General features: G+C 42.2%; 7 protein-coding genes. 2 read left to right on the top strand and 5 right to left on the bottom strand.

Annotation, left to right across the window (positions count from 1 at the left end; translation table 11 throughout):
• The 5 genes from EYA81_RS14990 to EYA81_RS14970 form a co-directional block, all read right to left on the bottom strand.
• Window positions 1-1,890 (bottom strand): ABC-F family ATP-binding cassette domain-containing protein, encoded by a 1,890-nt coding sequence (locus tag EYA81_RS14990; protein ID WP_117600747.1) that lies wholly within the window; start codon window positions 1,888-1,890, stop codon window positions 1-3.
• A 63-nt stretch (window positions 1,891-1,953) separates the two neighbouring features.
• Window positions 1,954-2,760 (bottom strand): DUF3805 domain-containing protein, encoded by an 807-nt coding sequence (locus EYA81_RS14985; RefSeq protein WP_117600746.1) that lies wholly within the window; start codon window positions 2,758-2,760, stop codon window positions 1,954-1,956.
• A gap of 430 nt (window positions 2,761-3,190) precedes the next feature.
• Window positions 3,191-5,041, bottom strand: a complete 1,851-nt coding sequence (locus EYA81_RS14980) for a SusD/RagB family nutrient-binding outer membrane lipoprotein (RefSeq protein ID WP_119962029.1) — start codon at window positions 5,039-5,041, stop codon at window positions 3,191-3,193.
• A 31-nt stretch (window positions 5,042-5,072) separates the two neighbouring features.
• Window positions 5,073-8,261 (bottom strand): SusC/RagA family TonB-linked outer membrane protein, encoded by a 3,189-nt coding sequence (locus EYA81_RS14975; RefSeq protein ID WP_131225977.1) that lies wholly within the window; start codon window positions 8,259-8,261, stop codon window positions 5,073-5,075.
• 1,082 nt (window positions 8,262-9,343) lie between these two features.
• The gene (locus EYA81_RS14970) at window positions 9,344-10,540 is read right to left on the bottom strand and encodes a hypothetical protein (RefSeq protein ID WP_131225972.1); all 1,197 of its coding nucleotides are present in this window, start codon (window positions 10,538-10,540) and stop codon (window positions 9,344-9,346) included.
• A gap of 287 nt (window positions 10,541-10,827) precedes the next feature.
• On the opposite strand from EYA81_RS14970, the gene EYA81_RS14965 reads away from it, so the two are divergent.
• Both EYA81_RS14965 and EYA81_RS14960 read left to right on the top strand, forming a co-directional pair.
• Complete coding sequence (locus EYA81_RS14965) at window positions 10,828-11,517, top strand: response regulator transcription factor (protein WP_005826729.1); 690 nt, start codon at window positions 10,828-10,830, stop codon at window positions 11,515-11,517.
• Entirely contained in the window at window positions 11,492-13,285 is a 1,794-nt protein-coding gene (locus tag EYA81_RS14960) for an ATP-binding protein (RefSeq protein WP_117965482.1), read from the top strand. The genes EYA81_RS14965 and EYA81_RS14960 overlap by 26 nt, the downstream gene beginning before the upstream one ends.
• Window positions 13,286-13,584 lie beyond the last annotated feature (299 nt).

Below are 13,584 nucleotides of genomic sequence, written 5' to 3'. Positions count from 1 at the left end.
TCAGTTCGATTCTATCTCGCTCAACTCCAGCCAGCGCAATGTCTTTTCGTCAATCAAGTCCGACAGTTCCGGCAAACGCTTCGACTTCTCCGTCAGTTCGTCCACAGACAAGGTGCCGCTGCACAGAGCTTCTTCAATCACTTTCTTTTCAGTTTCCAGATCGGCTATCTCCTGTTCCAATTGCTCAAACTCGCGCTTTTCCTTGAAAGACATACGACGCTTATCGTTCAGACGCACCTTCGCCGTCTTATCCTCCTGAGCCTTGGTAACTTCCTTCTCTTTCTCCTTCTCCTGATGAGCTTTCGCATCTTTCCAGTCGCGGTATTGTGTATAGTTGCCAGGGAAGTCCCGGATGTCTCCTTGTCCGTTGAACACCAACAGATGGTCTACCACTTTATCCATGAAATAGCGGTCGTGGCTCACCACCATCACACACCCTTTGAAGTTCTGCAAATACTCCTCCAGCACATTCAGTGTCACAATATCAAGGTCATTGGTCGGCTCATCCAGCACCAGAAAGTTGGGATTGCGCATCAGGACCGTACACAGATAGAGGCGGCGGCGTTCTCCCCCACTCAACTTGTAGACATAGCTGTGCTGTGTCTCGGGAGTAAATAGGAAATGTTGCAAGAATTGCGATGCCGTCAGCTTCTTGCCGTTACCCAGTTCTATGACTTCGGCAATGTCCTGCACTACATCAATCACTTTCATCTGTTCGTCAAACTGCAAGCCGTCCTGCGAGTAGTAACCGAAACGGACTGTCTCGCCAATATCCAGCGTGCCGCTGTCTGCCTGCTCCAACCCCATCAGTATCTTGATGAAGGTCGACTTGCCCGTACCATTGTTCCCAACGATACCCATTTTTTCGTAACGGGAGAAGATGTAGGAGAAATCATCCAGAATCTTCAAGTCACCAAAGGATTTGTACAGATGGTCTGCTTCGAATATCTTGCTGCCTATGTAAGAAGCCTTGACATCCAGTTTGACGTTGTCGTTGTTGAAACGCTGCTTAGCCACCTTCTCCAACTCGTAAAAGGCATCCTCCCGATAACGCGCCTTGTGTCCGCGGGCTTGCGGCATGCGGCGCATCCATTCCAACTCTGTGCGGTAGAGGTTGTTGGCACGCTCTATCTCCACAGTCTTTGCCTCGATACGCTCTTGGCGCTTCTCCAGATAATAGCTGTAATTGCCTTTATACTGATAAATCTGCCGGTTGTCTATCTCTACGATTTCGGAACATACACGGTCGAGGAAATAACGGTCATGCGTCACCATCAGCAAGCTGAGGTTGTTCCGGCGGAGATATTCCTCCAACCACTCCGTCATATCGAGGTCGAGGTGGTTGGTAGGCTCGTCCAATATCAACAAATCGGGTTCAGTGATAAGAGTATTGGCAAGTGCCACACGCTTCAACTGCCCACCGGACAGGTATTTTACGTGCTGACTGAAATCACGTATCTTGAGTTGGGATAGAATCTGCTTTGCCTTCTGTTCGTACTCCCAAGCCTTTTCATGGTCCATACGCACCAGAATTTCGTCCAAACCGGGATGCCCCTCCGTCTCCATGCAACGTTCATACTCCTTGATTAACTCGACAGTACTGTTGCCATGATGAAAGCACGCTTCGAGCACGGTCAGCTCTTCTGGGTACTGCGGGTCTTGTTCCAGATAACCCACACGCAAGTCACGACGGAAGGAAATGGTGCCACTGTCATACCCTTCCTTGCCAGAAAGGATATTGAGCAACGTTGTCTTGCCACTGCCGTTCTTGGCTATCAGTCCGACACGCTGTCCCTCGGACAAGCCCAAAGAGATATTTTCGAATAGTACCAAGTCACCGAACGACTTGGTCAGGTTTTCCACCTGAAGAATTGAATTTACTGCTGCCAATGCTTTAATAGTTGATAAATGAAAATTGAAAGTTGAAACTCACAGTACCAAGATGACCGGACCTTAGAACAAGGAGCTGTATACCTCCGGCAGATTCACTTTACCTCCTGCCTTTACTTTGCTCCAAACCAGCTTCATGGGGTCTATCCATTCACCGGTAGACGTATTCAGCAATATGGGCGCTTCCCGGTTTCCATCCACCAAGGTACGCCATTCCATACCATCCACTTCATTGGCGAAAATAACACAAAGCACAATGCCAAAAGCCAGCCACGCATCTTTCTTTTTAGGGCTGATGTTGCTTTCTTCCATCATCTGCTGCATCTTGGCAATGTCTTCCTCCGCTCCTTGAAAATCCTTCTTCAGTAACTCCTTTACAGTAGTATCCACCCACTCGTATGCTTCGTTAATCTGATAGATTTCCGAAAGCCGCACCGGAATTATCTCCGCCGGATACTTCATCCCATCCTTACGCGTTTCCAGCGAAGCGATAATCTTCTCCGCTTCTGCAACCGACTCTCCCTTCTTCACCGTAAACGAACATTCAAAGGCAACTTCATCCGCACCCGTTATCCATAAATGAGAAGTATAGTACGCACCTTCTTCCTCGAACATCTCCTTACTATATGCACATTCCATCCGGCCTATCCTGACCGGAGTGGCAGCGGAGTTTTCCCGCAACTCTTGCTTCACGGAGTCCTTGCCATATGTAGCATTCCCTTTGAAAGCCGAAATGCGAAAATTACCGGTCCACTCATTGGGATTATAGAAAAGGAAAGAACCTTCCCCATCTTCGAATTCATTCCAGTCTGCCGGGTAAGTCATGGAAAACCATGCTCCCGGAGAGATAAATTTCTTGCTTTGTTCCATATATAGACTAATCTTTGCAAAGACAGTTCATACCATCTTAGCTATTTTTCGCAAAGATAGTGTAAACCGAATGCAAAATAAAATGAACTTGTTCATTTTTTATGCTGAGGTGCAGCCTATCTTCGCTTTTAGAGCAAAAGTAACACTACCGCCGTTGATATGCAAACAAACGAAACAAAAAACAGCCGATTCTCACGAACCGGCTGTTCCAATCATCATCTATGAATGAAGACCATTAGAGCCTTCAATATCTTTATTCAATTAAACTAAAGTCAAAATGAAATCCATTAAATTTCTAATTCGGATGCAAAGATAATCAATGGAATACATACAATCCTAAGATTTTAAGAATATTAAATCAACATTCTATAAATAGATGGCTGAATAGGTTTGCCATCCCGATAATGCCAACCGTAATTGAACTTTCTTTTTATTCCTGATTTGAATCCCACCACACAGGCAATGTACAAATAAGATTATTATTATACCATCCTTCACCAAGCTCAGCAGCTCCTGGAACTTGGGCACCAATGGCTGCTAGATTAGTGGTATTATATGTCAGCTCATAAGAAGCTTGCTTCCAACGACGAGGCGACTTATCTTCCGGGCAGTAAGTAAATCCTGCTGGAGTATTCCTATAATAATACGATTTATCCCAATTCATGAATATATTCGTATCATAATCACAACGACGCATATCATTCCAATTCTCATTAGAATATGGCATTGCCAACATCTTCTGAGTCAAAATTTTACCGAGAGTAATATCTGAAGAATTTCCTAGTGCATTATTCAAGAAATTATCAATATCAGTTTGTTCAATATGAGTAAACGAGGGGCAAGACTCCAATTTTCCATCCTCTGAAGTCCACACGCCAATCTGATCATTAACAAAATCAATACTTGCTTTAACACCTTCTTTATAGGCAATAAATGCTCCCGATTTATCGCCTTGACGGAAAAGCGTCTCTGCTTTGATAAAACAAGCTTCGGAATACGATGCCATAAGGGATGGACTTGTTGGACGGGCATAAAACACTCCGCTCAGCGCAGAAGTGTCATAAGATTTATTACGACGATAAAGGATATCTACACCGCCTGCGTATCCCGTACCACCACAAGTTGTCCACACATAAATAGTATCTCCTTTACGAGTTGGGCTATCACAATACCAACTCTGGGTAGTTACATCAAATGACAAAGCATATGGACCTGATTGACTTAAAATATCAGTTTGCATATCAACCCCCATAGAACGACGCCACAAACCGTCCTCTGACCATTTTATATCAATAGGGGTTGCAGGACCTTTCATAGAACGAGTCCAAGGGATAAACTTATCAGCACGTGGATCTTCTATTCCCTTTCCATCAAAGTTAGTCAAATTATCATAATAGCATTTAGTTATATAAATATTACTATTCATACCAATACAAGAATAGAGAGCAGAATAATCTATCGGCTCATTCCAGCCCAATACATCATGAGAAGGTGTATTAGTATCCGTATGTTTTATAACAGTATTATCAGCATTACTTTGTTGAGCTTTAGCTAAACAATTCAGAATTTCCGGAGCATCATATTTGCCATCTTTATAATTTCCAGCCTCTTTCTTGACTAAATGATTCAGCCAGCGTGCTTTAAGAAGATAACACATTTTCAGCCATTTATCTGCATCACCACCATTCCAAGAATCGCCTTCTACCAAATCCACTGGTGTAACATTATTTATTGCCTCTTGTTGTCTAGAAAACAACTCAATAGCTTCATCAATATCAGTTATACAACCAAGGAATATTGTTTTACCATTATCATAAACAGGAGAAGGATTTTCTCCAAATGCATCATTATAAGGGATTTCTCCAAATAAATCAGTAAGCATCATAAAACCATAAGCACGAAAAAATTTGGCTGCACCTGCATAGTGATAAGCACCAGCCTCCATTGCCTGATTATATAAATCATTACAATTCACACCTACCTGAGTAAAAAACCACTGTTGCGCATTAGCAGCACGAGTTGAAGAATCAAGTTGCCATTTAGCCGCCCCTCCTTCGCGTGCATTGTTACGATAGAAATGACCACAATAAAAACTAGTATTCGAGGCTACAATATGGTAAATATGTTCCATATAAAATTGCATCCAAGGTAAACGCTGATGGAACTCAGCATCAGTAGATATAGGAGTATTTGGATTGGTGTTGACATCCAACCAGTCATCACATGCGGAGAGCGCGACACAAGCTGCAACTCCGAGAATTATTTTCTTGTATAGTTTCATATTATTCAATTTTCATACAGTTAAACAATATTTAGAAAGTCAGATTAACACCAAAAGCAAAACTTGCTGTCGCAGGAACTCCACAATAATCAATACCTACTGAGGATGAGCCTACTGCACCCGATCCAGCTGCTGCAACTTCCGGATCACCGTTATAATTAGTGAAAAGAAGAAGATTATTAGCCGTTGCCGTAATTGAGGCACGTTTTATAACTTTTGTTTTGGCAAGTAACGTTTTTGGCAAATTATATGAGAGTGAAATAGTACGAAGACGAAGTGCATTCACCTTTGTCATGAAGTTTGCTGTTTCATTAGGATAAATATCCTGATAATAATTAGCTATAATTGTTTTACAGCTGGTTTCTTTACCATTATAAGTATATGTTTTATTAGCTTCGAAAGTATTCGTTACAAATTCACCATTTGTATTTACACCTGAAACCTCTATTTTTTCCCGGTTGGCAGAGAACTCACTCACACCCGCAAGCGTCATAGCATATTCCGTTCCATTATAAACATGCCCACCTACACGAAAATCCCACAACATATTCAATGACACCCCTTTATAAGTAATAGTATTATTCCATCCACCAGAGAATGTAGGTTCACGATTACCTATTTCAAGATTGGCATTAGTTCCTTTAGTCGGAAGCCCATTCTTGTCTAATACAACTCGACCTTGGTCATCACGTTTCCATTCACTACCGGAAATTGCCATAAAATTACCATTAGGGAAAGAAGCCGCTTTAGCATTACCAACTTGTACATCAGTCACATAAAGAATTTCTACACCTTCAAGCAGATTTTTCACTGTACCACGATTACCACTGACATTAATAGTTGATTCCCATGTCCAATCCTTAGTTTGAATAGGTGTACCGCCAATACTTAACTCCATGCCTTTATTATAAACGTCACCTGCATTAACAGAACGGAGAATATAACCAGTTGCATTTGACAGACGAGGTGACATAATCTGATTATACGAATTATTGGTATAGTAGGCGTAATCCAACTTCAGACGATTATTAAAAAAGCGCAATTCAATACCCAATTCAGTAGATTCCGTAATCTCGGGTTTTAATGCAGCATTACCAGCAGTCCAATAATTACTTACCCCAGTAAGGCCACCAAGGAATGACTGACTGGGCCACAATGCTGTTTCCAACGAATACGGACTCGTATCTTTGCCTACACGCGCCCAGCTCGCACGTACTTTGCCGAATGATAACCAATCTATTTTAGGAAGAAATTCTGTAAACACAATACTGCCACTTACCGAAGGATAAAAATAAGAACGATTCTCAATTGGCAATGTAGAAGACCAATCGTTACGTCCTGATACTGTCAAAAACACTGTATTCTTCCAATCAGCACGGAATTCACCAAATGTACCAATAAGGCGTTTTTGAGAACGTGAACTTGAAAAATCACGGTTATCATTCGTTGCATTGTCAAATGCGTAAAAATCAGGAATTTCAAAGTTCCAAGCCATTCTATAGTTAATCCAAGTCCGAGTATCGTCAGTAGATGTACCAAGCATCAAGTTAAAGTTAAAGTCTCCAAACTGTTTATTGAAATTCATCATTAAATTCGTAGAAAGATATTTATACCGATAAGAATTTTCGCTATACATACCTTTTTGCCATGCCAATTTATATACTCCACCAGCAGCAAGAGTCTTTGAATCATCTGTAGTGTAAGAGTCAATGCCCATACGATAACTAATCCACCACCAATCTGCAATATCAGCCTTGATACTAAAATTACCCGTGAAACGCTCAGTATTATCTTTCAACTTATTCTTATTAAGAATCCAGTATGGATTATCGCGTTCATCAACAACATCAAGACGATCTCCAAACATACGATAGCGAGTACCGTCTTCATTCAAGTAGTGTTTCATATCATCAGTAGGAGACCAACGGTATACCCCCGTCATGGTACCAGAACCACTTGAACCATATAACCCAGCAGAGGTCAATGTTTTATCAGTGTTTGCTTGAGAATATGCTACATTTGCACCGAATGTGAGCATTCTCCACTTTTGTTCACCATTAAAACGGAACGTTGCTTTCTCATAACCAGTATTAGGAATTATACCATCTTGATTATAATAAGAGCCTGAAAGATAAAAATTACTATTTTTAGAACCACCAGCCACGCTTATATTGGTATCCCATGCACCACCTTGTTGAAAAAAGTCATCTATATTATCATAGGTTGCTGCCTCATTGTCAATAGGTGCTCCCCATGAATTATAACTAAAATCATTATAAGTCGTTCCAGTATATTTTCCATCGGTGTACTGATCTTCAGCAAACCCTCTTCCATATTTCCGTTGTGTTTTAGGAAGAGAAGTAGCCCATTGCGTGATATACTTAGTGGAGAAATTCACCTCAACGGCTCCCTCCTTTCCTTTTTTGGTTGTAATAATTACAACACCTGCAGCAGCACGTGAACCGTAAAGAGCAGCAGCAGCCGGACCTTTAAGAACTGACATGTTTTCAATATCCTCAGGGTTTATATCCATTACACGATTAGAATTGGTAGAAGCTGTCGATAAACTACCATCAAAAGCAGAGTTACCAACTACTGTAGTAGAGTTATCATAGATTACACCATCAACAACAAATACTGGTTGATTGTCACGTTCAAGCGAAGTCCCACCACGAAGAATGATTTGAGAACCGGCACCGGCAGCACCACCTCCTTGCGTAATATTAACACCAGCAATTTTACCAGCCAAAGAGTTAATCGGATTCACACTTTTATTTTTCATAAGCTCTTCCGCATCTACATCATCAATGGCATATCCCAAAGATTTCCGGTCTTTCTTAATACCCATAGCTGTCACTACCACTTCATCCAATGTTTGCGAATCATCTTGCAAAGTCACTGAATACGAAGAAGCATTTGTCACTTTAAGCATAGCAGTTTTATATCCAATAAAGGATATCTCCAATGTGCTACCCGCCGGCGCTTCTACAGAGAATTTTCCGTCAACGTCCGTCACCGCACCGGTACCAGAACCTTTTACCAGCACGCTGGCACCGATGATTGGTTCGCCCGCTGCATCTAAAACTTTACCTGTGATTTTCTTGGCTTGCTGAGTACTTTGGGAACTAAGTACACTTTCAACAGCTGCGTTGGCTGCAAAAGGCATAGCTGTCCCAAACAATGCAAGCAACACTAATGATAAGCAATAATTTCTTTTCATAAGCTCTATTATTTGGATTTATTTGCAAACATATGAATTAATTTAGGAATTCTACTATCAATCAAATTAAAAATTATTAAATAAATATCAAAACGCTTGCATTTATAGTTTTGCAAAGTTTTAAGTATTTATTTGATATTTATTAATTGTATTAACTTTAAATCATATTGATGCTATATTTACAAATAATACAACTTAACAATATTAAAATAAAGAATATAGTGTACGAATTAATAATATATACTAATATTATAAGATATTTGATTTACACATTAAAGTATATGTGTAATTATTTTCACTAAAAAAAACTTGATTATGTGGAAATACCAACATGAATAAAGATTTCAAAAGCAAAAAAAGGTAAAATGATTCATAAGTTCATCAAAAAATAGTGTTAGACTATTAATAGCAGCAAGTTTTACTTGTAAGTTATATTAACATTTTTCTTTTTAGCATAATGCTAATATATATAAATTGTAAATAGCGAAAGTTGCTGTTGGTCAGTATTCATTTGAAAGAGTAGCTTGAAACAATGTTTTGGAAAATAGCCATTCGACATAAGCTTTATTATGTGCAAGTTATATGTAAAAAGGTTGTGTACATATTTATCATTCTTATTTTCAACAATTTATAATTAGCAAGAAAGGTAATTTACTAGTGAGAGATAGTAATATTAAGTATAAAACTTAGTTCCCAAAGTACTCAGCAAGCCAAGAAAATCACAGGTAAAGTTTTAGATGCAGCGGGCGAACCAATCATCGGTGCCAGTGTGCTGGTAAAAGGTACCAGTACTGTGACAGACATAATCCAAAAGTTCCCCGGTGCATCAAAAACGAGCGAGCACTATTGGTGGCGTCGCATGGCCCATCGTTAGCATGAGGTAAATTTCAACGCTAAGAATCTGGAAGCTTCAAATCCCAAGGCAATGTTTGATGACATATGGCCTCTGTACCGGTATGGTGGGACATCGAAGAAGAAGAAGAACTTAAGGCACATCGAAGACTCTTAACGGTCTTCATTCATAGACGATGATTGGAACAGCCGGTTCGTGAGAATCAGCTGTTTGTATTCTACTCTACGCCTCATTTCCCTATCGGTTGTATTCTCCTCCTCACCTCTTTGGATATTTCCAGAAACATATAGTTCAGTTTACCGGAATGAATACCTTCTTTATTTTGGGTATACTTCTTATTGGCATACTCCTTGGACTTATCAAAGGTAATGCGCGACATCTGGTTCTGCGACTTTCCCACCATTGTCGAATCCAACTGTTCGTCCGGAAAGAAATCATCCAAATTCACATCACCAATCATGGTCGTTTCAAGGAAATTCATGTCTTTATGACTAGAATCTGTGTAGTATCCTACAAACATATGTCCTGGAGTGCGTACCAATATAGGTTCTATATTTATGGCACGGAGTAAAGAAGCAAAAAGGACACTCCCATCCACACAGTTGATTTGCGAGGACTCCAAAGCATCATCGAACGTGCGCACACGCTGTGAAAAAACCACGTTGCTGGAAAGGCTCGTATTGGACACCGAACTATAACGGAACTTGCGCTTTTGCAACACATTCCACAAGGCATAAACCTGCTTGTCCACCACTTCGGCACCTCCCTGATAACCCAAAAACCGGTTGACGATACGCGTATCCAGCGCTTCACGCAACAGCTTGTCAATCATAGGATTCTCCTCATTCACATAAGCTGCAAAAAAGATGCCGGTATCATGGAACTTTGTACCATTCGTGACATACCCCAACAGACATTCATTAATGCTGCGAACGGAAAAAGTACGCACCCTCTGCCCCAAATCCTTGCCGTTCATCTCTACCATAACGGCCACACTGATGGGTTCCGCTTGGTTGTTATTCTTCAGAGCCTCGTAATTCCATATGATATCAGGATAGATAATATACTCCGTACGCGGTTTTGCCAGCACAAACTCCGACACGGAACGGGAAAAGAACGGAGTCTCTGCAACCTCTACCCGCACCCGGCTATAAGCATTCCTCGAACGGACACGGACAGCGATGCAGGACTTCGGATTACCTACATACATGGAGTCTACCGGCACTATGACCTGAGCATCGGTAGTAGCCACCGAAAGGATACTGGAAGGGAATATATTACCGCCCAGTTCATCCGTAATCTCAAATCCCGAGCGGAAAGGAGCCGTATTCAGCCAGACAGAGCCGATTATCACTAAAAGTAGAGTTCCCATAATAACCGACAAATGTCTCTTAGAGAAACTCCTGATATACATAAGTTCTTTCATACAATTCAGTATTTACGAAGCAAAGATAATATTTTAATGTGACGGGGCTTTTAGATAAACGGGAATTTAATGTAACCCAAATGTAACACTTGTTTCATCATTCCGTAACAAATTAGCCTCACTTTTGTACCCAGAAAGCAGAAATGGCCTGCATCTCGGCACAACTTTTCATGTAAACATGAAAATTCTGCATTCGGTTTGCACTATTTTTGCCGATAAAAAGAAATAAAGTTTAACTTTGTGACAAGAAAATTGTTTTATTCCTGTCATACATAAACAACAAAGCAATGAACAATTACCGGATTTTAGTAGTGGACGATGAAGAAGACTTATGTGAAATTCTGAAGTTCAACCTCGAAAACGAAGGCTACGAAGTGGACACGGCGAACTCTGCCGAAGAAGCTCTGAGAATGGACATTGGCAGCTACAACCTACTACTGCTGGACGTGATGATGGGAGAAATTTCCGGCTTCAAAATGGCAAGTATGCTGAAGAAGGACAAGAAGACGGCCCAGATACCCATCATCTTCATTACCGCCAAAGATACGGAAAATGACACCGTGACTGGCTTCAACCTGGGAGCGGACGACTATATATCCAAACCCTTCTCGCTGCGCGAAGTAGCGGCACGTGTCAAAGCCGTACTGAGACGCACCCAGCAAGGAGAGACAGAGCATGCACCGGAACAGATTGTCTACAAGACGCTGGTGCTGAACGTCATCAAGAAGAAAGTCTGCATTGACGGTGAAGAGGCACCGCTCACCAAAAAAGAGTTTGAAATCTTATTGCTGCTTTTGCAGAATAAAGGACGCGTATTCTCGCGCGAGGATATACTGAACCGCATCTGGAGTGATGAAGTATATGTGCTGGACCGTACCATCGACGTAAACATCACACGCCTACGCAAGAAAATCGGAGTTTATGGCAAATGCATCGTAACACGCTTGGGATATGGATATTGTTTCGAAGCCGAATAACGACAGACACTTTCTGTCCTTCAGCCGGAAGCTTTTCCTTTCGGTCATTTCACTGTTCCTCATATTCGCCGCATGCTTCATCGCCTACCAGTATCAGCGGGAAAAGGAATATAAAGTGGAGCTACTGGACACGCAGCTGCAAGACTATAATGACAGACTACACCAGGAACTTCGTTATCTCCCCGACAGCCTATGGACTTCCATGCTGGACAGCTATATCTCCAAGCATGTAAACAAGGAACTGCGCGTCACCGTGGTAGACCTTCAAGGTAACGTATTGTTCGACAGTTCCCAGAACGGCAGCCATGAACTGGACAACCACATCAAGCGCCCCGAAGTGCAGAAGGCACTGAAAGCCGGCAAAGGCTACGACCTGCGGCGCATCTCCGAAACCACCGGCAGAACCTATTTCTATTCTGCCACCGTCTACAAAGACTGCATCATCCGCTCAGCTCTCCCCTACAACGTCAACCTGATGAACAATCTGGCTGCCGACCCACATTACATCTGGTTCACGGTCATTGTATCACTGCTGCTGATATTCATCTTTTATAAATTCACCTCCAAACTTGGCAGTGCCATCAACCACCTGCGTGAGTTTGCCAAAAGAGCCGACAAGAACGAACCCATAGACATGGACATACAAACCGCCTTCCCGCACAATGAACTTGGAGAGATTTCGCAGCACATCATACAAATATATAAGCGCCTGCGCGAAACCAAAGAGGCGCTTTACATTGAGCGCGAAAAACTCATCACCCATTTGCAGACCTCCCGCGAAGGACTGGGCGTATTCAACAGAGACAAAAAGGAGATACTGGTAAACAATCTGTTCACCCAATACGGCAATCTGATTTCAGACTCCAACCTGCAGACTACCGAAGAAATATTCTCCATCTGCGAATTCCAGAAGATAACAGATTTCATCAACAAGGCACAGAAACGCCCTTCCTATAACGAAGAACGAAGAATGTCCGTTCACATCAACAAGAACGGACGCATCTTCATCGTGGAGTGCATCATCTTCCAAGACCTCAGCTTTGAGATTTCCATCAACGACATCACCCAGGAAGAGGAGCAGATACAGCTAAAACGGCAATTGACCCAAAACATCGCCCATGAGCTGAAAACCCCCGTAAGCAGCATACAAGGCTATCTGGAAACCATCGTGAACAACGAGAACATCGCGCCCGAAAAGATGCAAATCTTCATGGAACGCTGCTACGCGCAAAGCAACCGCCTGAGCCGCCTGCTGCGCGACATATCCGTACTGACCCGCATGGACGAAGCCGCCAACATGATCGATATGGAAAAGGTGGACATCAGCATGCTGGTTTCAAACATCGTCAACGAAGTGTCCCTGGAACTGGAACAGAAGCAAATCACCGTTGTCAATTCCCTAAAATCGAAGATACAGTTGCGGGGCAACTACTCTCTACTCTACTCCATCTTCCGCAATCTCATGGACAACGCCATCGCTTATGCCGGCACCAACATACACATCAACATCAGTTGTTTCCGCGAAGACGAGAATTACTACTATTTCAGTTTTGCCGATACCGGCATCGGCGTTTCTCCCGAACATCTGAACCGTTTGTTCGAACGCTTCTACCGTGTAGACAAAGGACGCTCGCGCAAGTTGGGCGGCACCGGCTTGGGGCTCGCCATAGTGAAGAATGCAGTCCTTATTCACGGAGGCACCATCTCTGCCAAAAACAACCAAGGCGGAGGGCTGGAGTTTGTATTCACACTGGCAAAAGAGAGATAACAGCCCGTTTTACCACACCAAACAAAATGCTTTGCATACCTCTGGAGAAGGTTCTTGTGGCAAGTGTGGCTTGTATTGGTATCTTTTCACCTTACCGACATGACGGATTGCTTAAATCGCCTTAAGTCACTATCAATCAGAGAGTAATTTTGCCAACCTATTGCCATGTTTTTGGCAAACTTTTGCCATGCCTATGGCAAAGTTTTGCCAACGCGGTGACAAAGTCTTGCCAAGAGGATGGCAAAACCTTGCCAATTTGTCGGCAAAAAGAAAGAGAGCGGGGAAGAAAATTTATCACT

This window comes from Bacteroides sp. A1C1 (genome assembly GCF_004328515.1).
GTDB classification, from domain to species: Bacteria; Bacteroidota; Bacteroidia; order Bacteroidales; family Bacteroidaceae; genus Bacteroides; species Bacteroides uniformis.
This window is presented reverse-complemented; position numbering and strand designations above follow the sequence as displayed.

Coding starts and splice junctions, on each gene's coding strand:
- EYA81_RS14985 (WP_117600746.1), bottom strand. CDS start 2,760: ATGGAACAAAGCAAGAAATTTATCTCTCCGGGAGCATGGTTTTCCATG.
- EYA81_RS14980 (WP_119962029.1), bottom strand. CDS start 5,041: ATGAAACTATACAAGAAAATAATTCTCGGAGTTGCAGCTTGTGTCGCG.
- EYA81_RS14975 (WP_131225977.1), bottom strand. CDS start 8,261: ATGAAAAGAAATTATTGCTTATCATTAGTGTTGCTTGCATTGTTTGGG.
- EYA81_RS14970 (WP_131225972.1), bottom strand. CDS start 10,540: ATGAAAGAACTTATGTATATCAGGAGTTTCTCTAAGAGACATTTGTCG.
- EYA81_RS14965 (WP_005826729.1), top strand. CDS start 10,828: ATGAACAATTACCGGATTTTAGTAGTGGACGATGAAGAAGACTTATGT.
- EYA81_RS14960 (WP_117965482.1), top strand. CDS start 11,492: ATGGATATTGTTTCGAAGCCGAATAACGACAGACACTTTCTGTCCTTC.